This window comes from Paraburkholderia caffeinilytica, from assembly GCF_046030355.1.
In the GTDB taxonomy this organism is placed as follows: Bacteria; Pseudomonadota; Gammaproteobacteria; order Burkholderiales; family Burkholderiaceae; genus Paraburkholderia; species Paraburkholderia caffeinilytica_B.
Window position 1 is genome coordinate 317,680 of sequence record NZ_JAQQCQ010000003.1, and the last position, 24,089, is coordinate 341,768.

Sequence of the window (24,089 nt, forward strand, 5' to 3'; positions counted from 1 at the left end):
CTCCTCAGTGACCTAAAGCCATCGCCGCGCCGCGCTTGGGACGCGTGAGCCACATCATCGCGGCAAGTACGAGGCAGGTGATGCTTGCCATGTAGAACATGTCGCCGGTCGCCATCATGTAGGCCTGTTGCTGCACGACGTGATGCAAGGTGGTCAGTTCACGCGCGCCGTCGATGCCCATGCCGTGCAGACTCTGAACAAACCGCTGCGTGTTGCCGGACGACTTCGTCACCGACTGCGCAACGACGTCGTAGTGATACAGCGCGCGGTTATCCCATAGCGTGACGCTCATTGCCGTGCCGAACGCCGCGGAGAGCGTGCGCAAAAAATTCGACAGACTGGAGGCCGCGGCGAGCTTGTCGTCAGATACGCGTGAGAGCGTGGCTGCGGTCAACGGAATAAAAAAGCATGGCAAGCCAATGCCCTGGATCAGACCCGGCGTGATGATCTGCGTGAAGGTCATGGCCAGCGTGAAATGCGCATCCCACCACAGCACGGCCGCGAATACGAGAAAGCCGAAAGTCGCGAGTACGCGCGCGTCGAAACGGGCTGCATGGATGCCGACCAGAATCGAGAACACCAGTGCGAGCACCCCGAGCGGTGCAGTGGCGAGCCCGGCCTGGTACGCGGTATAGCCCATCACGGCCTGCAGCCAGAGTGGAAAGATCACGCCGACCACCGAAAAGGCCATCATGCCGAGCGAAATGATCAGCACACAAAACGAAAACGTGCGGTCGCGGAACAGGCTCAGATCGATCACCGGATGCCGCTCACCGGCCTCCCAGATCAACAGCGACACGATCGCCAGGCCGGCGACGATCGCGAGCGTCAGGATCAACGGCGAATCGAACCAGTCGCGGTCGTGACCGAGATCGAGCACCGTCTGCAGCGAGCCGACGCCAACGACGAGCAGGAGAATGCCCGGCAGATCAATCGGCGCAGCCTTGCCGGCGGATGCGTCGGGGCGCAACAGCGTCATGCACACCGCGAACGAGAAGATGCCGATCGGCAGATTGATCAGGAAGATCCACGGCCACGAAAAATTGTCGATGATCCAGCCGCCGACCACCGGGCCGAAGATCGGCGCGAGCAGCACCGTCATCGCCCATAGCGCGAGCGCCACGACACGCTTATCCGGCGGAAAAGTCCGCAGCAAGATCGTTTGGGACAGCGGCACCATCGGCCCGGAAAAAAGCCCCTGCAATGCCCGGCATACCACCAGAAGATGAAAATCGCCGGCCACGCCGCATAGCAGCGAGGTCAACGTGAAAAGGATCACCGCGCCGAGGAACAGCCGCGTTTCGCCGACCCGCCGCGAGAGCCAGCCCGTCAAGGGCACAGCGATGGCCGCGGCCACCGAATATGAGCTGATCACCCACGTGCCCTGGCTATTGGATACACCGAGGCCGCCGGAAATAGCCGGTACGGCGACGTTCGTCACCGTCGAATCCAGGACTTCGATGAACGTGGCCAGCGACAACGCGAACGTCAGCAAGGCGAGCCGCGCGCCGCGCATGCTGGGTCCGCTGCGCTCGCCGGCGGAGCCGGAGCCGGAGCCACGCGTCTCGTCAGCCGACGCGGTGCGCTCCGGCAGTGGCGTGGTCGCGCTCATACGCTATGCCCGCTGTCTGCGAATGCCGGCAAAGACAGGCTACCGACGGTTTGCGCGCGCGCGCCGACGGGCACAAAACCTTCGATATAGCGTGCAGCCGCCTCACAACCCTCCGGCGACGACGCTAGCCGGTCTTGCACGCGGCCGCACTGCGTCGCGATCGACGGGCTGCCGAGCAAATGCCTCAATGCACGTGCAAGCGCCTGCGGCTGCAGGGGCTTATCGAGCCGGATGCCGCAACCGCTCGCGACGACACGCTGCGCGTTATCGAACTGATCGTGCGCGAACGGCGTCACCACTTGCGGAATGCCCGCAGCATACGCAAGCGCCGCCGTGCCGATGCCACCGTGGTGCACCAGCGCCCGGCAGCGCGGCAACAGCTTCTGCAACGGGACGTAACGCCGCTTGAGAAGGACGCCCTGCGCATCTGTCCACGCGTCCGCCTGGGCAGCAGGCGCCTCGGCCTGAGGCGCATCCGGCGTCAGAAGAATGCCGCGCATCCCGCTTTCCATTAATGCAGCACTCACTGCATCCGCATAGCGCGCCTGATCGATCAAGGTCGAACCCGCTGTGAAAACCACCGGCCGCTCGCCCGCAGCGAGAAAGGCGTCGAGTTGCGGATCGGTTGCGTGCACGCCCGTGTCATTGAACAGCGGAAAACCGCTAAGGCAGCGCGGCGCCGGCCAATCCGGCTGAGCTTGCGCGAACCAGTCGGGAAAGAGACACAGCACGCCATCGGTCGAATGCAGCCATTCGCCGAAAATGCGCCGCGCCGGCGCAAGCCCCAGTTCCGCGCGCAACGCATTCAATGCGGGACCGCAGACCTTATCGAGCGCGTAGCGCTCGATCAATCGCAGCAGCGCTTTTTTTACAGCCAGCGGCAAGCCACGCGGAATCGTCAGCCGCGGGTGTGTCGGCGGCGCATGCGCGGAGAGCAAGGTCGAAGGCGACACCTGCACCGACACGAACGGCACGCGATACAGTTCCTGCATCAAGCGTGCGGAAAAGGCCCACAACGTGCCGACCAGCACGGTGTCGCTATCGGTCAACGCAGTCAGCGTGTCGAAATGCGGTCGCAGCGTCGGCGCAATCACCGCCCACAGCGTCCGGAATGACGTACGCGGATGCCAGAGCGCGGGGTTCGCCATCGCCGCTTCGTATTCGGCGGCGGTACCGATCGGCACGAATGCGAAACCCTGGCGCGAGACGGCCTCCGCGAACGGCGGATGCGTGCAAAAGACGACCTCGTGGCCGCGCGCAGCCAATGCCGCGCCGATGCCGAGCAAAGGATGCACGTCACCCGCCGAGCCGATCGCCGTGATGATGACTTTCGTCATTCAGGCCGCTCAGAAGAGACCGGGAATCAGCGCAGCGACGTCGCGACGATACTGCGAATACGCACGGCCGAAGTGACCGGTCAGCCAGCTCTCTTCGACCCGCACCTTGTACGCCAGCGACGCGAAAATCAGCACCAGCCCAGCCACCCCACGCCATTGCGCGCCGATCAGCACGGCCCCGACGAGCGCCAGCAGGCAGCCGGTATAGATCGGATGACGAACCAGTCCATACGGTCCGCTGCGCACCAGTTCATGCCCGTCCTTCAGCGTGACCGATACGCTCCAGTTGGTGCCGAGATGCAGCCGCGCCCACACGGAAAACGCCAGCCCCGCCAGCAGCACGGCGAAGCCGGCCAGTTGCAGCGCCCCGATCGCATGCGGATCGACGGACAACGCCGCTGTATTGAAGTCCGGCAGCACGATCAGCGCGCCTCCGCCAATCAACGGAATCGACTGCAACGTGCGCGATAGAGAGGCCTCTTTGCGCGTGGTTTCCTTGACGCGATTCGACGTCGCGATCCAATACAGCAGCCACAACATCCAGGGTACGACAATGGCGATGCTCTGAGCGATGTTCACGGTAGTTCGACCTGTTGGAACGAGTGATCGGCGGAGGCTTGCAACGCGACATTCGCGACGTTCGCGATAGCGGGTTGTGGCACGGGCATGATCGGCGAACGGGTGCCGAACGCGTCGAAGCCATCGAGCCCACGGCTTGCCGTTTGCACCGGCGCGGCGCCGAAGTAATCGAAAATGGCTGTCCGAACCTGGCGCAGCGCGGCGCGCCCTTCGAGATCGAGGAAATGCCCGGCCTGCTCGATCGTAAGAAACTCGGTGCGCTTCAGATGCGCGCTGAGCGAGCGGGCGTCTTCAGGCGTGGTGTAGTCGTCGAGTTCGCCGTTGAGGAATTTCAGGCCGCACTCGATGTTGCGAAACTCGTGCAGATAGTCCTCTGGACGGATAGCCAGAATCTGGTCGACGTGAAACGCCACCTGCTCCTGCTCATCGCGCGGCAGCGTGGAAAGGTAGCGGTAGTTATAGAGCTTCATGATGCGCGGCAGATGCTGGCCAACGGTATCGTTGAGCAGTTGCGCGGCCTTCAGATTTTCGCCGGCGGCGATGTGGTCGCGTGCCGCGGTCACGTACGCGGTCATCGCCTGGTTGAGCCGCGGCGAGAACGACGCAATCACCGCGCGCCTCACGCTGGTGCGCGCCCGCGAGAGCGCAAGCAGCGACGCCACCCCGCCCCACGACACCGACAACAGGAAGCTCGGTTCGAATAAGCTTATTAAATGCAGCAGAATGTCGACTTCATCGTCTTTTGTCAGAACGAAGTCACACACGTTATGCGCTTTCGATTGACCCGCATAAGGTAAATCGAAACAAATTGGGTTATAGCGTTCGCCGAGATATTTGATTGTCTGTCCGAACGACGCCGTGGTGGCCAGCGCGCCGTTGATCAGAATGACACTCTCGAAGGCCGGATCGAATACGTGACGTTCAACGTAGACTTTCAGGCCCGCCGGTAGCGGAACAAGGAGTTTTTCGATGGGCATGGCGTATTCGCATGCACTTGCAGGAAGCAAATGCGTACCGATACCGCGCCCGCACTCGCGGACGCCTTGCGGCCGTACTACCGGGGATCAGGCCCATGCGACTTGCCTTTACGTACCTTACGTATCTTTACGCCGGCAAATCCGATCCACGACGACCGCTGCTGCACCGAAAACACGTACCACTCGACGCGATACCTGCCGGCTCTCCGTGACGCGCGCCTGAACCCAGGTCCGCTTCAATCGAGCGTTCGATGCCTCGTAATATATTTATATGTAATTTCGAAAAAGCCGCTTCAATCTCTGCGGCACGCCATTCGTTGGAGCCAGTCTGCCCTCACTGCGTGAAGGCTTCATGTCAATATACGATGACGGAAAGCTTTTTAACATATTTCAAAAATAAAAGCTAAAAAAAGTCATTGAACATACGTTCGAAATTGAAGGGAAAATGTTATTGAAAGGAAAGAGCGTCGCGTTGCGCAGCCATTGCGTCACCGCTGCCTATTCAGCAGCGGTCCGAACTTCCCGGCAGGGCTGTCACAACACTAGCGGACTAGCGAGTATGCTTCCCGGCTGGCGATCTCACCCGCGCCATACACGCCGACCACCGTATAGTCCGACGCCACGCATTCGAACGTCGCGCCCTGAAACGTGATGACGAAATGGCGTTGTGCAGGCATGGGCGACGTGACGGCCGAAATCTCGGCGACCAGCGACGAATTCAGCACTTCGTGGACCGAGTACGCACTGAGTCCTTGCGACGCCAGTGGATGGATCTCGAGATCGGCTTCGCCGGGCGGCCCGAGCCGATGAAACACGGCGTCGGGAAAGAGCACCGTGCAAAAAGGATCGTCGTCTGCATCGAATGGTCCGAACCGTTCGAAGTCGGATTCAGCAATGGGATAAGCCAGAATCACCCGGCGGTCGCTGGCGACAATGAAGGGTTCAGCAGCGTCGGCTGCCGGATGAGGAACGGAGTCCAGCAGGACGATATGGTCCTCCTGCTGGGGTACTTCGAGCATGCTGGTCATCTACCTGGCGACTCCGTTACGCTCATGCGCCGGTTTGCACTGCCGAGGCTTGAGGCGCTGCGGCAGCGCTCGTCGCACCCGCGTTGCCTTTACTCCCCGCCTTGCGGCCCGGCGTTTTCCTGGCCGTTGCGGTTTTCTTCACCGCAGTCTTCTTTGCCGCGGTTTTCTTCGCAGCGGGCTTGGCCGCGGTTTTCTTTGCCGCAGCTTTCTTAGTCGCCGCAGTGCCTTTCTTCGCAGCCGCTTTGGACGCCACGGCCTTTTTCGCCGTCACGGCTTTTTTGGTAGCGACAGTGCCGGTAGCCGCGGCGCCATCGATCAGAAATTTAGTGCGGTCTTTGACCGTTGCGAGCCATGCCGGTGCCGGACCGCGTCCGCTCCAGGTGGCGCCGGTTTTCGGATTGAGGTACTTGGGCGGCTGTGCGCCTTTAGGCTGGCCTTTACTTTTGCCTTTGGCTTGAGTGACCGCGGCCTTTGCCGCGGACTTCAGTTCGCTTGCGCCTTCAATCAGGAATTGAGTCCGGTCTTTCACGGCAGCAATCCAGGCCGGTGCACGCCCGTGACCCGTCCATGTCGCGCCCGTTTTATGGTCGCGGTACTTCGGCAGCGACTTACCTGAACCGGCGGCTTTCACCTTGCCACCTGCCGCATGACCATTCAAGGCGTGCGCGGCGCGGCGCGCTTTTGCCTTTGCTTCGATATCTGCAGTAGTCAGGCCGTGCTTGAGCATCAGGTCGCGAATCTGGTCGACCGCGGCTTGTGCTTTCCTGGCAATAAGGACGTCAGCTTGCGCCTGGAGCTTCTTAAGCTTTGCTTGGATTTGCTCTAACGTGGGCATTTGATTGCTCCCTATGTGGTAATCGATCGAACTATGCCATGAATAGCGCGAGAAAGGCAGATCTACGCCACTATAAAGGCATCAGGCTGGCACAGGAATGCATCCAGTGGAGTACGAACCTTTCGGGTTCACTACTCGGCAGCCGCATTCTTTAACCATTCCAATTGCCGGCCAATCATTCAAATAGGAGTAAAAACGACAACCTGGCGATCAGCGATATACCTCACGCTCCGCATGAACCGGTACTGTTGATCGTCGGCGGTTATCCGGTTGAGTCCCAACTGCGTCAGCGCCAGCATTTCGTCGGCCTGCATGGCGGTTACGACACCGTGATCTGTTAAATCGTCCAGGGTGCCGGACGGATTACCCACGTAAACGCTGCGCACCTGCGTGCCGATCCGCATCAGAACGACGCTCTCTCCTTTGTCGAGCGCCAGTTCGAGATAGGAGGCAAGCGTTCGTAACGAATCCGGCGTATAAGCCTGGGCCTGATAGATCGCAGCATTCGATGGCGTCATTTCTATTTCCCCGTCACCCATGTCAAGAGAAGGCGGCCGCCGTGCAATGCGGCAATAGTCGCTTCTACTATAGGCAAGCATGCGGAGATTCAAAGGGCTGCGGTTCGTTTTTTTGCCGGCAACCCCACGCTGTCCATCTCGCAGCGCTTCACGCGATCCGCAGTCCACGAGCCGGCAGAATCTCCTGTGTAATCACGAAACGGTGTTCTTTGACGGCGTCGTGAAAGCGCCGGTAGTCGCTTTTCTCGAAGACATCGTTCCACAGGGGGCGGTCCCCGCTGTCGTCGTCGGACTGCAAACCGGTGGCTTTGTATTTCCAGGAGCCGAGCCCCTTGGCGACATAGTCCGGAATCGACTCCGACAGTCCAGGAATGGCGTCGGTCTTTACCGCTTCGCAAATGGTCTGCAGGCGCTTGTTGTCGTCCAGATTCCGATTAGTATCGAGAAGCTTCGTGAGTGCGGCTTTTACATCTTCCGGCAAACCGGGCTGACATTCAAAATCTTCCCGACCCGCGAGGTAAGCACGCACCGCGCGGCACGCCATCTCGGCAGCTTGTATGAACTCCGGCAGATTGTGCCTTTTGACGCGCATATTTCTGCCGTCGATGTAATGCCATTTCGCCCACGGCTGGTCGGGATAGTGCAATGCGGCACCGTGACCGACGGGCAGTGCAAGCGTCAGCACATCTTCCTCGACGTGCTGGACCAGATGCCGCGTAGCGCGGGTAAGACGGGCAAGCCAGCCTTCCCGCGTGCAATCTTCCGCCTCCAGCATATGAACCCGGTTCATCGGGCTTTCGATACCGGCGAAACCCTGGTGGGCCCATGTATCGACGTACGCGTGAAGCGTCACGCCAAGGCGGTGCAATGCCGTTTCGGCACCGCGCTGCCGGATCGCCCGGCGGACGACTTCGCGAGCCACCTCGCTATCCGGCCGGCACACGGCCTTCTCTTCAAGCGTCTCCCCCTCGCCGGCGGGCAGAAAATGAAAGGGCGTCCATACCAGGCGGTTCTGGTCGTCTTCCGTATTGGTATAGTCGAATAGCTTGTGGGCGGTGGCAAAACGTTCGAAAGTCTCGCCGCCGGAAAAACGCAGTATGCCTGCCGTGGTCGCGTCGTCGACATACTGGCAGGCATGGGCTACGGTGAGCGCCTCAGCCGGCTCCATTCCGCCAGTACGCGCGACGATATAGACCACCCCGTAGTGAAAGTCGATGTTCATGGCAGACGCTCCTGACGCGCGACGAATGACGGCTAGATCTTCTGGAATGCGCAAAACGGCCGTTGCAGTGTCGCCGCGCGCGCAGAGGGTAAACGACCGAGTGCAGTAGGACTTTAAAACCGGACTTTAAAAAAGACGCCGCAGCCTTTTGCGGAACGCGTACGCTGCGCAGCCCCCATACATGATCTGATTGCGTGTGCCGTGCTGTCGCCCGAGCGACATAATTTGCGCTGCCGAATAGCACTGCGACAACCCGGTGCTGAATTTTCAGGTTTGTTGTTTGCACAGCCTGGCGGCTCATATATGCTTCGGGTAATTGGAAAACCAGTCGCAATGCGAAACAGCATGCTTTGTCGCATTGTCTCTCATTCGAATCTGCTGTCCACCGAACACGAGTGGAAAAGGATACTGCAATGAAGCTCAAGGAGTGGAGAGAGGGTGCAAGTCCGGAGCGGCGTAGCCTGATACGCAGCAAAATTCACGTATTACTGGCCGCGATCGGCACGCTTTCTTCTGTCGTCGGCATTGGCGTGGCCATCAACGGCGGCCTTGAATTCAATCGCACCAAAGTCTTCGTCGGCGTCGGCATTATCGTCGTTTCCACAATCCTGTATGTGTCGATGCTATTCACGCCAGCCGAATAAGACCAGAACTTCTCTCCTTCCAGAAAATCCAGGCGATCGAATATACGTCGGGCTCGATCGCTGCGCGCGCATCCCAACGCTTCAGCGCGGATAGATTTCAGCGGGCAAATACGGTGCGCTGAAAAAGAAAAACCCCGCTGCGATCTCCAGAGCGGGGTTCAGTCTCAGCGCACTTCGCGTGGTATTACTTGACGATACCAACGAGCTCGACTTCAAACGTCAGATCGCTATTCGGCGGAATGGGGCCGACGCCGCGCTCGCCATAGGCCGTAGCCGCCGGGCAGGTCAGCTTGGCCTTGCCGCCCACTTTCATCTTTTGCACGCCTTGCGTCCAGCACGGAATCACGCGATTGAGCGGGAAGGTTGCCGGACCGCCATGCTTCGCCGAACTATCGAACTCGGTGCCATTCGCGAGCGTGCCGCGATAGTTGACCTTCACGACATCGTCTGCGGCCGGTTGGGCACCCGTGCCCTGCGTAAGGTGTTCGACGATGACGCCGGAAGGCAGTTTCTCGGTGGTAGAAGCGGCCATCGCCGTGGAAGAAAGAACAGCCGCGGCGACCAAAGCAACGATAGATTTCAAAGCGAGTCTCCAAGTGGGTAGTGCGCGTCATTGTAGCGGATGGCGTGTTGCATGCCGCCGCCCAGCGATGCCCGCCTATCGCAGACGCAATAGCAGTTGCGGCGAGGTGCGTGGCACAAAGAATGCTGCTTCAGGACGAGCGGCGCGTACTGCCGCCACCCGGCGCGCGCACGCGCGCTATCAGCAACTCGATGCGGCTCCCTTGCAGGCGGATGACAATGACCACAGAAAACCTGGAACCGGAGCTTGTCGTTGAAGATGTCGCCGAACGCTCCTGGATGAAACGGCTAGGCCCCGGTCTGATCACCGGCGCCGCGGACGACGACCCGAGCGGCATCGCCACCTATTCGCAAGCCGGCGCGCAGTTCGGCTTCGGATTGTTATGGACGTTGCTGATCACCTACCCGCTGATGGTGTCGATCCAACTGGTCAGTGCGCGCATGGGACGGGTGACGGGCAGCGGACTCGCAACCAATCTGCGCCGCCACTACCCGGCTCCGATTTTGTACCTTGCGGTACTGCTTCTGCTCGCGGCCAACACCATCAATATCGCGGCCGATCTCGCGGCAATGGGCGCCGCCACCAAACTGGTAATCGGCGGCCCGGTCCAACTCTACGTCGCGTTGTTCGGCACGGCGTCCCTGCTGATGCAGGTATTCATTCCCTACGAGCGCTACGCGAGCATTCTGAAATGGGCGACGCTCGTGTTGTTCGCCTACGTCGCCATCGTCTTCGTGATTCCGATCGATTGGAAAGCCGTCGGTTCGAGTATCGTAAAACCGCCGATTCAATTCTCCGGCGACTATCTGACCACCGTGGTCGCGGTACTCGGCACGACGATCAGCCCATATCTCTTCTTCTGGCAGGCGTCGCAGGAAGTCGAGGAGATCCGCTCGAACCCGGCGGAGCGACCGCTATTGCGCGCGCCGATGCAGGCGGCCGCCCAATTGAAGCGAATCAACCTCGATACGTGGGTCGGCATGGCCGTTTCGAACGGTGTGGCGTTTTTCATCATGCTCACCGCCGCCGCCACGCTGCACGTGCACCACGTGGAAGTCAAAACCACCGCCGACGCCGCCAGCGCACTCAAGCCAATTGCCGGAAACCTGGCGTTCGCGCTGTTCAGTCTCGGCATCATCGGCACGGGTTTGCTGGCATTGCCGGTGCTGGCGGGGTCGGCCGCCTACGCGGCTGCGGGCACGATGAAATGGCGCAACAGCCTGGCGTTGCAGGTGAATCTGGCAAAGCAGTTCTATAGCGTCATTGCTGTCGCGATTGTCGGCGGCATCGCGCTCACGTTCATGCGGCTCGACCCGATCAAAGCACTCTATTGGAGCGCGGTCATCAACGGCATCGCGGCCGTGCCGATCATGGTGCTGGTGATGATGATGGCGGGCAGCCCCAAGGTCATGGGCCAGTTCGCCGTGACCGGCTGGTTGCGCTGGCTTGGCTGGATCGCCACCGCCGCAATGGGACTGGCCGCGGTCGGCATGTTCTGGCCGACATGACGACCCGCGTGAGCTCATTCGTCCTCGCCGAGTAACGGCAACGGCCCGCTTTTGCCGATCTCGCGTTGCGTCAACTGCGCGGCTTGCTGTTCCATCCGTTTGAGCAAGCCGTCGAGTAAATGCGCTTCTTCATCGCTCAGGCAGGACGCGAATTCGGTGTTATAGCGCTGCCCGCTCACGCGTGCCTGTTCATAGGCAGTACGACCGGCCTCGGTGAGAGCGAGCACCGTCACCCGCTTGTTTTCCGGCAAGCGCGTTTTCGCAATCAAACCCTTCTTCACCATATTGGCGACGCAGCGGCTTGCCACCACCATGTCGAGCGCGGCGAGTTCGGCGAGCCGGGTCAGGCTGGCATTCGGGTACTTGCCGACGAACGCAAGAATGCGCCAGTCGCGCCGGCTAATTCCGAGTTCTCGCCGGAACATCAGACCGACGCCCTGGGTCGCCACCCGCGCCAGATTGTGAAGCCGGTAGAGCAGAAATTCGTCGATGTGCTCGGGATGCTTCAGCACGGGTATCGATTGAGGATCGGTCGCGGACACGAGGAGCGTACGTCTGTTAAGGGATTGGCGAACATTATGACGCGCTTTGGCGGCGACAGTCCCGGCGCATTGTGCGTCCGCACATTTATTTGATTAGGTCAATCGTCGGGTTCGTTTCTAGCATCGAAGCCTCTTCCCGGTTTCCCCTACTTCAGGCCGCGAGGCCACAGACGGTGCTTATAGATGGCGGACACCCGCAACGTTCTCTTCATCATGTGCGATCAGCTTCGCCGCGATCATCTCGGCTGCTACGGACATCCCTACCTTCGAACCCGTCATATCGACGCGCTGGCCGCGCGCGGCGTGCGTTTCGACAATGCGTTCGTCAGCTCCGGCGTATGCGGCCCGTCGCGCATGTCGTATTACACCGGCCGCACGATGAGCAGTCACGGCGCCAACTGGAACCGCGTGCCGCTCTCGATCGGTGAAATGACGCTCGGCGAATATCTGCGCCTGAATGGCCGCACACTCGCGCTGGCCGGCAAGACGCACGTCATGGCCGATGGCAGCGGCATGCAGCGGCTCGACATCGCGCGTCAAAGTCCACTGGGGCAGCGCCTCTCGACCGGCTCATTCGAGGAACTGGACCGCTACGACGGCCACCACGAACCCGGTAAGGAAAGCGGTTATCCCGCCTTTCTGCGCGCACACGGCTACGTCAGCGACAAACCGTGGAGCGACTTCGCGATCAGCGTGGAAGACGACAACGGCACCGTGCATTCCGGCTGGAAAATGCGCAACGTGCGCTGGCCGGCACGCGTGGCCGAGCCGCATTCCGAAACGGCCTACATGACGAATCAGGCGATCCGCTACATCGAAGCGCAAGGCGACACACCGTGGGCCCTCCATTTGTCGTATGTAAAGCCACATTGGCCTTATGTCGCGCCGCGTCCCTATTACAACCTGTATTCGCTCGACCAGTGCCTGCCGCTCGCGCGCAAGCCTGCCGAACTCGACAATGCCCATCCGGTTGTTGCCGCGTACCGCACCCAGGAAGAGTGCGTCAATTTCGCGCGTGAAGAAGTGTCGAACACCGTGCGGCCGGTTTATCAAGGCTTGATCCAGCAAATCGACGACCATCTCGGCCAACTGTGGGACACGCTCGAACGGCTCGGCCGCTGGCAAGATACCTTGATCGTATTCACCGCCGACCACGGCGACTTTCTCGGCGATCACTGGCTCGGCGAAAAGGAACTGTTCTACGACACCGTGCAACGCGTGCCGATGATCGTCTACGATCCGTCGACGCGTGCAGACGCCACCCGCGGCAGCGCCGAAGCGCGCTTCGTGTCGGGTATCGACGTCGTGCCGACGGTGCTCGACGCGCTTGGTTTGCCCGCCCATGAAGAGCGTGTCGAAGGAAGCTCGATCCTCGCGCTCACGCGCGGCGATGCGGAGCGTGCGGAGGATTGGCGCGATTACGTGGTCTCCGAACTCGACTACAGTTTTCGCGGCGCGCGTCTCGCACTGGGGCGCAAGCCCGACGAATGCCGAGGCTGGATGGTGCGCGATACGCGCTGGAAATACATACACTGGCAGGGCTACCGTCCGCAGCTCTTCGATCTGGCGAACGATCCGGACGAATACGTCGATCTCGGCGCCGACGCGAGTCACGCCATCATCCACGCGCAGATGCATGCCAAGCTCGCCGACTGGTATGGCTCGTTGAAACAACGCGTCACGATCGATAACCCGACGGTGGAAAGCAAGACCAACACGCACAAGGACTGGGGGGTCTTTTTCGGGGAGTGGTAATGCAAGAGAACTACCGATAACAGCGCGGACACAGCCTTGAGCCGAGCCTAAAACAGAGCCGCACAAAACCATCATATGCGCCCGGCGCAACGTGCCGGGCGGCGAGGAGACAACATGCAGCACCCGTCAGCCCTTACGCCCGATGACGCGATCTATCGCAAGATCGCGCGGCGCATCGTGCCGTTTCTGTTTGTCTGCTACGTGGTCAATTTCATCGACCGCGTCAATATCGGCTTTGCAAAACTTCAGTTCCCGCAGGATCTGAAGCTCGACGACGCGGTGTTCGGCCTCGCAGCGGGGATGTTCTTCGTCGGCTACCTGGTGTTCGAACTGCCGAGCAATCTATTGCTGGAGCGCATCGGCGTGCGCAAGACGCTCTTGCGGATCATGGTGCTGTGGGGCGGTTTGACGGTGCTGCTGATGTTCGTCAAAAGCGCAAGCATGCTGTATCTGCTGCGTTTTCTGCTCGGCGCTGCCGAAGCCGGTTTCTTTCCCGGCATCATTCTTTACCTGACTTATTGGTTTCCCGATCGGCAACGCGGACGCATCACGAGTCTGTTCATCATGGCGGTGCCGTTGGCGGGCATCATCGGCGGCCCGCTGTCGGGCTGGATCATGGTGCATTTCCACGACATGCTCGGTTTGCGCGGCTGGCAGTGGCTGTTTCTGATCGAAGGCGTACCGGCCATCGTGCTCGGCATCATGGCGATGCTCTATCTGGACGATCGCCCCTTGCACGCAAAATGGCTGAGCGAAGCGGAAAAAACCCACATCACCGCCGCGCTCGAGGCGGATCGAAAACAACGCGGCGCACGCCATGCACCACCCGCGCGTCTCGCCGAGGTACTGCGCAACCCGCGGATCTATCTGTTGTCGGCGATTTATTTCTGCGTGTTCATGGGACTCAATGCAGTCGGCTTCTGGATTCCGACGCTGCTGCGGCACGTCGGCGTGCAGCAGATCGGCAATATCGGCTGGCTGAGCGGCGCGATTTCGGTCTGTACAGCGATCGGAATCGTGGTGATCGGGCGCAGCTCGGATCGCCGCGCCGAACGGCGCTGGCACGTGGCGGGCTGCGGCTTCGCGGTGGCCGGCAGCTTTCTGCTGCTGCCGCTCGCCGCGCATAGCGTGCCCTTCACCGTCGCGCTGCTGGTGGTCGCGTCGATCTGCATCTACGCAACGCTGAGCATCTTCTGGACGATCCCCACGGCCTATCTGGACGGCGGCGCAGCGGCCGCCGGTATCGCGACGATTACCGCGATCGGCGCGATTGGCGGCGCCGTGAGTCCATCGCTTGTCGGGATGCTGAAGGCCGAAACTGGGAGTGTCTATGCGGGCTTTGCCGTGATCGCGGCGCTCCTGATCATGGGTATGCTTGCACTGTTGTGGGCCGTGCCCGCGCCACACCGCGATGCGATGGGCGCAGTGCGGCCCGCTGCGTTGAAATAACGAGCCGCGCGTGCGGCAAGTGTCGCCGCGCAGCCACCACCGCGGCGCACAACCAACACTTCTTCCCGCGGTCTTTTCCCGAAGCATTTCCACCATATGTAGCAGCGACGACGGCCATGACGCGCGCCGCAGCGCGCGGACACTTGCCGCACGCGCTTTTGCGCGGCATCGGTCGCGGACGCGGGTTTACCTTCGTTTGACTTAGGGAAGCAGAGCCGTTTACTGGACGCAGTTTGAATCTGTCCAGACGCTTTCAATTTACTTTGTTCAGCTGAATGGTATTCCGGGAGCGTCTCCCGTTATGTGTGGAGGTGTGTCATGGTTAGCGTGTCCAGCAGCGCTGCTGAAGAACTCAAAACCGCGATCCGGGGCGAACTATTAAGGCCCGGCGACGCAGGTTTCGACGAAGCCCGCAGCATCTGGAATGCAATGATCGACCGGCATCCGGCGATGATTCTGCGCTGCGCCGGCGTGGCCGACGTGCGCCGCGGCGTAGCATTCGCGCGCGACAATAATCTGCCGCTGGCGGTGCATAGCGGCGGCCATAACATCGCCGGCACCGCGCTGTGCGACGACGGTCTCGTGATCGACCTGTCGCCGATGAAATCTGTCCAGATCGATCCGGTAGCGCAGCGTGCGTTGGTCGAGCCTGGCGCTACGCTCGGCGATTTCGACCACGAAGCGCAGGCATTCGGGCTCGCCACGCCGCTCGGCATCAACTCGACCACCGGCGTAGCAGGGCTGACGCTCGGTGGCGGATTTGGCTGGCTAAGCCGCCGATACGGCATGACAGTCGACAATCTGATTTCAGCGGACGTGGTCACCGCCGACGGCGAACTGCTGCATGCGAGCGCCGATTCGCACGACGATCTGTTCTGGGCGATTCGCGGTGGCGGCGGCAATTTCGGCATCGTGACGCGCTTCGAGTTCGCGCTGCATCCGGTCGGCCCGCTCGTGTACGGCGGCCTCGTCGTGCTGCCGATCGATCAGGCGAAAAATGCCCTGCTCCAATACCGCACGGCTGCTGAACAGATGCCGGAGGCGTTGAGCGTATGGGCCGTTTTACGGCTTGCGCCACCGCTGCCGTTCCTGCCGCCGGACGTGCATGGCAAGCCGGTCATCGTATTCGCGATGTGCTACTCGGGTCCCGTCGCAAATGGACCGTCCGTGGTGGAAGCCGTGCGCGGCTTCGGCACGCCGGTCGGCGAACATCTCGGGCCAATGCCGTACGCCATGTGGCAACAGGCGTTCGATCCGCTGCTCACGCCGGGCGCCCGTAACTACTGGAAGTCGCACAACCTCGACAAAATATCGGACGGCCTCATCGATGCCCTGCTCGACGCGATCGGCAAACTTCCGTCGCCGCAATGCGAAATCTTCTTCGGGCAGATCGGCGCACAGACAAGCCGGGTGCCAGTCGAAGCCACCGCCTATTCCAGCCGCGATACGCAGTACGCGATGAACGTGCACGGCCGTTGGGACGACGCGAGCGACGACGAACGCTGCATTGCCTGGGCTCGCGCCTTCTTCGACGCAGCCGCACCGTTCGCGCTAGGCAGCGTGTACGTCAACTTCATGACGCAGGAGGAAGGCGGCCGGGTGGCAGACGCGTATGGGCCGAACTACGCGCGTCTCGTCGCCGTGAAGAACCGCTACGATCCGCACAACCTGTTCCGCCACAATCAGAATATCCGCCCCGCGGCATAGGGATCGAGGGATTCGCGGCGTTGAACGCCGCGAATCCCTCGCGAACGTCAGCGCATTATGGTTGTCTGAACCACAGGCCGTGACGTCGGGCACGCTAAATGCTGGTTAGCAGGCATACAGGCGACCGGCTTACGGGCGTGCCGGCATCATGGCACTCACTGTCATGGAAAAGAAAACACAACCTTCATTACGCACAAGGAGAACAATCATGCGCAGACGACAATTCATCATGACCACGAGCGCCGCTTTGGCTACGGCGGGACTTGGCCTCGCCGGCTGCACGACTACTTCGCCCTCGTCGAGCGCGTCGCCTTCGGCGAACGCCGGCAAGCGCGATACGATCAACGCAGGCGTCGATTCCACGTTGTCACGTCTCTACGCGAACGTCACCGGCTCGCGCGAACTGGTCTCCAAGGCGCGCGGCGTGCTCGTGTTCCCTTCGGTAATTTCGGCGGGATTCTGGGTGGGCGGCCAATACGGCGAAGGGGCGTTGCGCGTGGCCGGCCGCACGACAGGTTATTACAGCACCGTCGCCGGCTCGTTCGGTCTGCAGATCGGCGCGCAGTCCAAAGCGCTAATCTTCCTGTTCATGACGCAGGAGGCGCTCGACACCTTCCTCAGCAGCCAGGGTTGGGCCGCTGGGGCCGATGCAACGGTCGCCGTCCTGAAGGTCGGTGCGAACGGCGCGGTCGATACGTCGACCGCCACCAGCCCGGTCGAAGCGTTTGTGCTGACGAATGGCGGCTTGATGGCCGGCGTGTCGCTCGAAGGTACGAAGGTCTCGCGTCTGATCATCTGAGCGAGCGCCTGCTGCCGTGCAGTCAGGCGCCTGTCATACAACACGGTTCACGCGCCTTCGGGCAGCGTGAACACAGCAATCGCAGCCGCCAGTTGCCCGGTCTGTGCTTTCAACACATCGGCCGAGGCGCTGGCTTCCTCCACCAGCGCAGCATTCTGCTGGGTCGTTTGATCCATGCTCGCCACCGCGATATTGACCTGCTCGATGCCCGAGCTTTGCTCAACCGACGCGGCACTGATCTCGCCCATGATGTCAGTTACGCGGCGTACGGCGTGCACGACTTCCTGCATCGTTTCACCGGCGCGGCCCACGTACTGCGAGCCGCCTTCAATCTGCGCCGCCGACTCTTCGATCAAGGTCTTGATCTCTTTGGCCGCTGCGGCGCTGCGCTGCGCGAGACTGCGCACTTCGCCCGCCACCACCGCGAAGCCGCGCCCTTCCTCACCGGCGCGCGCCGCTTCGACGGCCGCGTTCAAGGCAAGAATGTTGGTCTGAAATGCAATGCCCTCGATCACACCGATGATGTCGCCGATCCGGTGCGACGACTGCGAAATGCCCCGCATCGTCTCGACCACCTGGCCGACCACTTCACCGCCGCGCGCCGCCGTCTCCGAGGCGTTATGCGCAAGCTGACTGGCCTGCTTCGCGTTGTCGGCGTTCTGCCTCACTGTTGCGGTGATCTGCTCCATGCTTGAAGCGGTTTCGCCAAGCGCGGTTGCCTGCTGTTCCGTGCGGCGCGACAGGTCCGCGTTGCCGGCGGCGATCTCGTTGGATACCGTCGAGATCAGTGTGGCGCCACTGCGAATCTGCGTGATCGCTTGTGCAAGACGATGCTGCATGCGCTGCATCGCGGCGAGCAGGCTGGTCTCGTCGCCAGCTTTCGTCTCGACGACCACGTCGAGATCGCCATCGGCGATACGTGAAGCGATTTGGGCCGCGTAAGCCGGTTCCCCGCCGAGTTGCCGCAAGATGCTGCGCAGGATCACGCCAATCACGAGCGACACCATCAGACACAAAATCAGCGCGGCGCCGACGTACTGCCCGAGGGTCGTGTAAAACGCGGCGTCGATATCGTCGGTGAACACGCCGGTGACGATCGTCCAGTCCCACGGCTTATAGAGCCGCACGTAGTTGATCTTCGGCGCCATCTGATTCGAACCCGGCTTCAGGAACTGCAGATGAATGAAGCCTTCGCCTTCGCGCTCGGCGAGATCCGAGCCGTCCTTGAACACGTGGCGGCCTTTCGGGTCCGTGAAGCCGCTCATGTCCTTGCCTTCGAGGTCGGCGCGCACGCCGTGCATCAGCACTTTTGCATGCGCGTCCTCGATCACGAGGTAGCCGCCGGCGCCGTCATAGCGCATGGCGCGCAGGTCGGCCATGGCCGTGCGTTGCGCGTCGGCAAGCGACATCGTGCCGGCCGCGGCAAGGCCGTTATAGCGATCCAGCACGCTGTAAGCAACGCTCACCACGCTTTTCAACTCGGCCTGACGGTCGGCGATCATCGTATCGCGCGTTTTGAAGGCGCCCCACAGGCCGATTGCCAGAATTCCCATGCACATCACGGCTAGCGCGAGCCAAAGCCGCACTTTCAGGCGAAAGCGTTCCATCCCCGTATCCCTTTTCCTTGTAACCGACGCGCTGCGCGAGCAGGCGCCGTCACCGTTCATGTCGATCTTCGGAATAACGGCGGAGCGGGGGAAAACTTCAGCGTTTGTTTGATGCGCGCGTGCGGAGGCCTACCGGGTTGGACTACAGGTTGGCCTATGGGCTTGGCTTACAAGGTTGACCTGGATTGTTCCGCCTGGCTGCGCAGCCGGCGCGTGAAACTCACTCGGCCGGCAGCGCAAGCGAGGCAACTTCACAACGCGGCCACTGCTGCAGCACCTCGGGCGCCAACAGCAACTTGGCCGCCCGCACCCCGGCTCCCATCACGATCTGAGCACGGTCCATGACCGATGCGTCGACGAGAATGCGCCAGTCGTCCGGCAAACCGAAGGCAGTAATGCCGCCGAACTCCATTCCGCTATGCTCCACGGCGGCCTCCCGCTTCGCGAACGAAAGGCGCTGCGCGCCCAGCGCCGCCTTCACCGCGCCATTGATGTCCAGACGCAGCGAACCCAGCGAGACCAGCGCCGCGTAATGCTCGGCGCCCTCCTTCTTGTAGCGGACCACGATCGTGTTGGCGCAGTCTTCAAGGCCAAAGCCGTAGCGTGCGCTGAATTCGGCGGTATCCGAGGCGTCGTCGCTAACGGCAAATACGGTCACGCCCTGGGTCGGCAGGCTCTCGACGACATGCGCAGGCAAATGCGCGCTCAATTGTTCCGCGGGAATGACATCCAGCTGCTTGATGCGTTCGTGCGAGTGCATAGTGATAAAAGTGTGAAGGTCCATCGGCATTCTAACGGCAGACGTGCTGGCGGCGTATCGCGCACACGTGCATGAAGCGCTTGTTATAGTGACAGGCACAAGGTTTGCGAGAGGCGTCGATGCGACGCTGCGTCGAGGCTGCCTCAATGGCACCCGCGCGGCACAAGCACGGCACACATCGGGCGCCAGTATTCCCTCGAGAAGAACGACCATGGACATCGACACGCTTTCCGCCGAGAACCTCCAGCTGGTAGCGCGCAAGCAGGCCAATTGGGCAATCGGCGCATTCAAACAGTTTGCCGACGACCGCTGTGCGGCCATGGCGGCCAGCATTGCCTTCTATGCGGCATTCTCGCTCGCGCCCACGCTGGTCATGGTGATTGCCGTGGCAGGCTGGTTCTTCGGCGCCGCCGCCGCGCGCGGTGAGCTGTTCACCCACATTCATGGCCTGCTCGGCGACCAGGCTGCCGCGGGCGTGCAAACCATCGTCGAGAACGCTCATCACAGCGGCAGCGCCGGCGGCATCGCGGCGATCATTTCGTTCACGATGCTGGCGATCGGCGCCTCGGCGACCTTCTCATCGCTCAATAGCGCACTCAATCTGGTGTGGCCGTACACCGGGCCGCGCTCGTCGAGCGTGATCGCGATGGTGCGCGTGCGCCTGATTTCGTTTGGCCTCGTGCTCGGTGTCGCGTTTCTGCTGATCGTCTCGCTGGTGCTCGATACGGTCATCACGTTCATCGGCAAATGGCTGTGGGGTGACTCGCCGTATGTGGTGATCGGCAATCTGCTGCAACTCGGCGTCGGCCTGCTGGTGCTGGCCTTCGCCTTTGCCGGCCTGCTGAAGTTTCTGCCGGACGCCAAGGTGCAGTGGCGCGATGCGTTCGTCGGCGGGATCGTCGCCGCCGTGCTGTTCTCGGCGGGCAAGAAACTGTTCGCGCTGTATATCGCACACGCCGGGATGGCGAGTTCATTCGGCGCGGCCGGCTCGCTGGCCGTGCTGCTGATGTGGCTGTACTTCTCGGCCGCGGTGCTCCTGCTCGGCGCGGAGTTTTCGGCGGCGCGCGGGCGCATGCACGATCCGCGTGGCGGTTGGGGCATGCAGGAAGAGTCGCCCCCTGGCAGCCGCGCCATGCTTGCTTCGGTGCTGGCGGCGTCAACGGTATCGGCCGATGCGGTGCCTCGCGTCGAAGAACGTGAAGCTCGTGCTGCGAGGTTTGCTCCGGCAACCGGAGCGGCTGCAGCGGCAGTGCGTGCTGGAGCAATGCCGGGGTCCGGTTTACCGCAAGGGGAACCGCGCAAGAAGATTTCCGCGCGGGCGACAGCGGTCGGGATCGGCCGCACGGTCGTCCTCGCCGAAGCGCAAGCGACACGCGCCGCCGCGGTTACGCTGGTCGAAGCAGGCCGCGCGGCCGTCGCCGCCGATCGCTATGTCAGACGGCATCCGTGGACCTCGGTGCTGTTTGCGGCAGCGGCTGGGCTGGCGGCCGCTGCCGTGGCGCGCCGCAATGGGGGACGATAACGGCCGGCCAAAGGTTGCACCCACAACGGTTGCGCCTGCTCACAACGCATAAATTCTGTCCAGCGCGTCCGTCAAGCAAAACGCGGCCCCATTTTTATATGGATGCTGCAAAGCGGCGGGGAAAGCTAGACGACTAGATTACAAAGACCATTCAAACAAGTGTCTAAATTGAAGATAGCAAGGCCTTCACTGTCGACAAAACAACAATAATGCCCAGTCAACGAATCAATATTGCTGAAATAGCAATAATCGTTAACGGGCTTTAAATACAAGGCTTTGCGCCGTTTGTCAGTTTTTGGAGACACTCTTTTTTTTCCGGTTCTTGCCGATTGAGGCAGTGAGCTATTCTCCTTTCCGCAACAACAAACTAATCATCTGCGTGGAGAATTGGATGAAACGAGTCGCACTGTCTACCCTCTCGCTGGCGCTTCTCGGCGTCACCGGCATGGCGCATGCTCAAAGCAGCGTTACCCTTTACGGCCTGATCGATGAGTCGGTCCAGTACGTCCACAACACGAAGGACTCGGCTGGCAACAACAAGAACCTGGTCGCGATGGTCGCCGGCAATCTGCAAGGCGATCGCTTCGGCCTGAAGGGCACGGAAGACCTCGGCGGTGGCCTGAAGGCAATCTTCCAGTTGGAAAACGGCTTTGACGTGAACAGCGGCAAGCTGGGTCAAGGCGGCCGTATGTTCGGTCGTCAAGCCTTCGTCGGCCTGACGGGCGATCAATGGGGCACGTTCACGCTGGGTCGTCAGTACGATCCGCTGGTCGACCTGGTTCAACCGCTGACGGGTGACAACTACTTCGGTTCCACCTTCGCAACGCCGGGCGACGTCGATAACAACGACAACTCCTCGCGCACGAACAACGCCATCAAGTACACCTCGCCGGTGTGGGGCGGCTTCCAGTTCGAAGGCATGTACGCTCTGGGCGGCGTGGCTGGCCAGACGGGTTCGGGTCAAACGTGGTCGGGCGCTGCAACGTTCGCAACGGGTCCGTTCAGCGTTGCTGCAGGCTACTTCCGCGCTGACAACGGCAATACGCTGGCTGGCCGCACGGCTGGCACGCCGCCGTCGGCAGGCTGGAACGGCAGCACGTCGGACGGTACGTTCGACGGTCAGGTCAACACGGCCTACGTGGCGGCAAAGTCGATCGGTATCGCTTCGGTCGCAGGCCAATACGTGGCAGGTCCGTTCACGGTCAATCTGCGTTACAGCAACGCGCAATACAAGCCGGATGCGAATTCGGGCTTCGGTTCGACCGAGAAGTTCAACGTCGGCGGCGTGTACCTTGGCTACCAGGCAACGCCGGCTATGCTGGTGGGCGTGGGCTATACCTACACGAAGGGTACGGGCGACGCGAGCGCAACGTATAACCAGGTTTCCCTGGGCGGCGACTACAACCTGTCGAAGCGCACGGACCTCTACCTGGTCGGCGCATGGCAACACGCAAGCGGCGAACAACGTAATTCGAGCGGCCAGCTGGTTGCAGCTGGCGCATCGATCGGTTCGTACGGCTACAACTCGGCTTCCAACTCGCAAGAAATGGTTAGCCTGGGCATCCGCCACAAGTTCTAATCGAACTTGACGGACTGCTGAAGCAACACGCAGTTGAAGACCAGCCACAGGCGCGAGCCTGTGGCTGGTTTTTTTTCATCTGCTGGTTTCATCTGCTGGTTTCCAGCCGTCTGGCTTTCCCACGCGGCCTGGATTGGCATGCTCCAGCCATGCCCGGGCTAGCTGACGTTCACGCGCGAATCGCACGGCCGGACGCAATCATCGGATGATGCAAAAGAAAAGGCCGCCAGCCAGCCTTTAACAGGCTCGTAGCGACCTTGGTGTAATGCGCCTAACTAAATGCGCCCAACTGCGGGGTGGCCCTCGTTGCCGGCTGCCAGCCCTCAGGCCCGATAGCCAACCGTCAACTGAGCCGACTAGCGCCGCTGCGCCTTCCCCTTCTCCGCCTGCGCCAACGTCTGGGCCGGCTTCGCGTCGAACTCATGCTCCACGCCGTCCGCGCCCACCGGTGCACGATGCAGCACCAGGGCACGCTCGCGTTGCAGCAGCGGCACATTGAGCGAATCCTGCCAGTCCGGATCGGGGATCTCGCCGAACACCTGACGCAGCCGCTCGCCCCACGTGCGGTGAATCATCTCGAAGTACGTATTGTCGTGGTCGATCGAAACGAAGCGTGTCACGCGCAGCGCATCTTTCTCGTAGACCAGCAGATCGAGCGGCAGCCCGACCGACAGATTCGAGCGCAACGTCGAGTCCATGGAAATCAGCGCGCACTTGGCCGCTTCGTCGAGCGGCGTGGACGGCGTCAGCACACGGTCGATGATCGGCTTGCCATATTTGGCCTCGCCAATCTGGAAATACGGGTTCACGGCCGACGCTTCGATGAAATTACCCGCCGCGTAGATCATGAACAAACGCGTCCGGTTACCGGCAATCTGGCCGCCAAGAATAAAGCTGCAATTGAAGTCGACGCCGAATTCCTGCAAAGCCTCGGCTTCGCGTTGATGCACGCAGCGCACCGCGCGGCCGATCACGCGCGCCGCATCGGCCATGGTGGGTGCATTCCAGAGCGTGGGCAGCGAGGGATCGGCGGGCTCGGAGAGTTCGTGCAGCACGGCTTGCGTGAGCGACAGATTGCCGGCGCCCAGCAGCACGAGCATGCGTTCGCCCGGCTGCTCGAACACCGACATCTTGCGCGCGGTGCTGATGTGATCGACGCCCGCATTGGTGCGTGTGTCCGAAAGGAACACGAGTCCGTCGTCGACGGACATCGCGACACAATATGTCATGACTCGTCCCTTAACATCCGCGGCCATCCGGCCTGAAGAAAATTTATCATTTAAAATCAACCACCTAGAGTATGCCACTATACCATGACATCCCATCGCATCATCCAGAAATACCGTGATATCACGCCTCTGGGCGATTGCTGGCGTGGTAGCTAGCGCCTATACCGGCATAACTACCATGGAGTCCTCTCCATCATGCGACGCATCTTCTACGCACTGATGCTTCTGCTCACGCATTGAACGCGCAGCGATAGATCTGGATGGGTTTGGAGGCTAGCGCGGTTTCGTCACATTGCG

Annotated in this window: 20 protein-coding genes and 1 pseudogene; 8 read left to right on the forward strand and 13 right to left on the reverse strand. The window is 61.3% G+C overall.

Translation table 11 applies throughout. The features are described from left to right. Positions 1–4 precede the first annotated feature (4 nt). The 8 genes and pseudogenes from PQQ95_RS06140 to PQQ95_RS06175 all read right to left on the reverse strand — a co-directional run bounded on the left by PQQ95_RS06140 (position 5) and on the right by PQQ95_RS06175 (position 8,108). Positions 5–1,612, reverse strand: coding sequence for a DHA2 family efflux MFS transporter permease subunit (locus PQQ95_RS06140; protein ID WP_408435811.1), 1,608 nt, complete (start codon positions 1,610–1,612; stop codon positions 5–7). Then, positions 1,609–2,949 (reverse strand): glycosyltransferase, encoded by a 1,341-nt coding sequence (locus tag PQQ95_RS06145; protein ID WP_408435813.1) that lies wholly within the window; start codon positions 2,947–2,949, stop codon positions 1,609–1,611. Before PQQ95_RS06145 ends, PQQ95_RS06140 begins: the two co-directional genes overlap by 4 nt. A 9-nt stretch (positions 2,950–2,958) precedes the next feature. Then, entirely contained in the window at positions 2,959–3,528 is a 570-nt protein-coding gene (locus PQQ95_RS06150; RefSeq protein WP_408435815.1) for a methyltransferase family protein, read from the reverse strand. A 158-nt stretch (positions 3,529–3,686) separates the two neighbouring features. Continuing rightward, positions 3,687–4,505: pseudogene (locus tag PQQ95_RS06155) on the reverse strand (alpha/beta fold hydrolase); the annotation flags it as partial. A gap of 542 nt (positions 4,506–5,047) precedes the next feature. Beyond that, positions 5,048–5,533 (reverse strand): hypothetical protein, encoded by a 486-nt coding sequence (locus PQQ95_RS06160; protein WP_408435817.1) that lies wholly within the window; start codon positions 5,531–5,533, stop codon positions 5,048–5,050. A gap of 22 nt (positions 5,534–5,555) precedes the next feature. Continuing rightward, entirely contained in the window at positions 5,556–6,368 is an 813-nt protein-coding gene (locus PQQ95_RS06165; RefSeq protein ID WP_408435819.1) for an H-NS family nucleoid-associated regulatory protein, read from the reverse strand. 179 nt (positions 6,369–6,547) lie between these two features. Continuing rightward, the gene (locus PQQ95_RS06170) at positions 6,548–6,886 is read right to left on the reverse strand and encodes a hypothetical protein (RefSeq protein ID WP_408435821.1); all 339 of its coding nucleotides are present in this window, start codon (positions 6,884–6,886) and stop codon (positions 6,548–6,550) included. 148 nt (positions 6,887–7,034) lie between these two features. Next, positions 7,035–8,108: a DUF6765 family protein gene (locus tag PQQ95_RS06175; protein WP_408436120.1), complete on the reverse strand. Its 1,074-nt coding sequence runs from the start codon at positions 8,106–8,108 to the stop codon at positions 7,035–7,037. Between the two features lie 413 nt (positions 8,109–8,521). On the opposite strand from PQQ95_RS06175, the gene PQQ95_RS06180 reads away from it, so the two are divergent. Beyond that, entirely contained in the window at positions 8,522–8,752 is a 231-nt protein-coding gene (locus tag PQQ95_RS06180) for a hypothetical protein (RefSeq protein ID WP_408435823.1), read from the forward strand. 184 nt (positions 8,753–8,936) lie between these two features. Here PQQ95_RS06180 and PQQ95_RS06185 read toward each other — a convergent pair whose 3' ends face one another. Further along, positions 8,937–9,284, reverse strand: coding sequence for an FKBP-type peptidyl-prolyl cis-trans isomerase (locus tag PQQ95_RS06185; RefSeq protein WP_408436121.1), 348 nt, complete (start codon positions 9,282–9,284; stop codon positions 8,937–8,939). A gap of 269 nt (positions 9,285–9,553) precedes the next feature. On the opposite strand from PQQ95_RS06185, the gene PQQ95_RS06190 reads away from it, so the two are divergent. Continuing rightward, positions 9,554–10,843 carry an NRAMP family divalent metal transporter gene (locus tag PQQ95_RS06190; RefSeq protein ID WP_408435825.1) on the forward strand — a complete coding sequence of 430 codons (1,290 nt, stop codon included), beginning with the start codon at positions 9,554–9,556 and terminating at the stop codon, positions 10,841–10,843. Positions 10,844–10,857: 14 nt separating this feature from the next. Here PQQ95_RS06190 and PQQ95_RS06195 read toward each other — a convergent pair whose 3' ends face one another. Continuing rightward, positions 10,858–11,385, reverse strand: a complete 528-nt coding sequence (locus PQQ95_RS06195; protein ID WP_408435827.1) for a MarR family winged helix-turn-helix transcriptional regulator — start codon at positions 11,383–11,385, stop codon at positions 10,858–10,860. A 183-nt stretch (positions 11,386–11,568) separates the two neighbouring features. Between PQQ95_RS06195 and PQQ95_RS06200 the strand changes: the two genes are divergently transcribed. The 4 genes from PQQ95_RS06200 to PQQ95_RS06215 all read left to right on the forward strand — a co-directional run bounded on the left by PQQ95_RS06200 (position 11,569) and on the right by PQQ95_RS06215 (position 17,095). Further along, complete coding sequence (locus PQQ95_RS06200) at positions 11,569–13,140, forward strand: sulfatase-like hydrolase/transferase (RefSeq protein WP_408435829.1); 1,572 nt, start codon at positions 11,569–11,571, stop codon at positions 13,138–13,140. A gap of 114 nt (positions 13,141–13,254) precedes the next feature. Then, on the forward strand, positions 13,255–14,589 hold the full coding sequence (locus PQQ95_RS06205) for an MFS transporter (protein WP_408435831.1): 1,335 nt from the start codon (positions 13,255–13,257) through the stop codon (positions 14,587–14,589). Between the two features lie 318 nt (positions 14,590–14,907). After that, on the forward strand, positions 14,908–16,296 hold the full coding sequence (locus PQQ95_RS06210) for an FAD-binding oxidoreductase (RefSeq protein WP_408435833.1): 1,389 nt from the start codon (positions 14,908–14,910) through the stop codon (positions 16,294–16,296). A gap of 208 nt (positions 16,297–16,504) precedes the next feature. Next, positions 16,505–17,095: a BPSL1445 family SYLF domain-containing lipoprotein gene (locus tag PQQ95_RS06215; protein WP_408435835.1), complete on the forward strand. Its 591-nt coding sequence runs from the start codon at positions 16,505–16,507 to the stop codon at positions 17,093–17,095. Positions 17,096–17,142: 47 nt separating this feature from the next. On the opposite strand, the gene PQQ95_RS06220 is transcribed toward PQQ95_RS06215, so the two are convergent. Next, on the reverse strand, positions 17,143–18,702 hold the full coding sequence (locus tag PQQ95_RS06220; RefSeq protein ID WP_408435837.1) for a methyl-accepting chemotaxis protein: 1,560 nt from the start codon (positions 18,700–18,702) through the stop codon (positions 17,143–17,145). 220 nt (positions 18,703–18,922) lie between these two features. Continuing rightward, positions 18,923–19,462: a YbaK/EbsC family protein gene (locus PQQ95_RS06225; RefSeq protein ID WP_408436124.1), complete on the reverse strand. Its 540-nt coding sequence runs from the start codon at positions 19,460–19,462 to the stop codon at positions 18,923–18,925. A 211-nt stretch (positions 19,463–19,673) separates the two neighbouring features. Between PQQ95_RS06225 and PQQ95_RS06230 the strand changes: the two genes are divergently transcribed. Both PQQ95_RS06230 and PQQ95_RS06235 read left to right on the forward strand, forming a co-directional pair. Beyond that, positions 19,674–20,984 carry a YihY/virulence factor BrkB family protein gene (locus PQQ95_RS06230; protein WP_408435839.1) on the forward strand — a complete coding sequence of 437 codons (1,311 nt, stop codon included), beginning with the start codon at positions 19,674–19,676 and terminating at the stop codon, positions 20,982–20,984. Between the two features lie 391 nt (positions 20,985–21,375). After that, positions 21,376–22,563, forward strand: coding sequence for a porin (locus tag PQQ95_RS06235; protein WP_408435841.1), 1,188 nt, complete (start codon positions 21,376–21,378; stop codon positions 22,561–22,563). A 356-nt stretch (positions 22,564–22,919) separates the two neighbouring features. On the opposite strand, the gene PQQ95_RS06240 is transcribed toward PQQ95_RS06235, so the two are convergent. Continuing rightward, on the reverse strand, positions 22,920–23,792 hold the full coding sequence (locus PQQ95_RS06240) for a proteasome-type protease (protein ID WP_408435843.1): 873 nt from the start codon (positions 23,790–23,792) through the stop codon (positions 22,920–22,922). Positions 23,793–24,089: the final 297 nt, after the last annotated feature.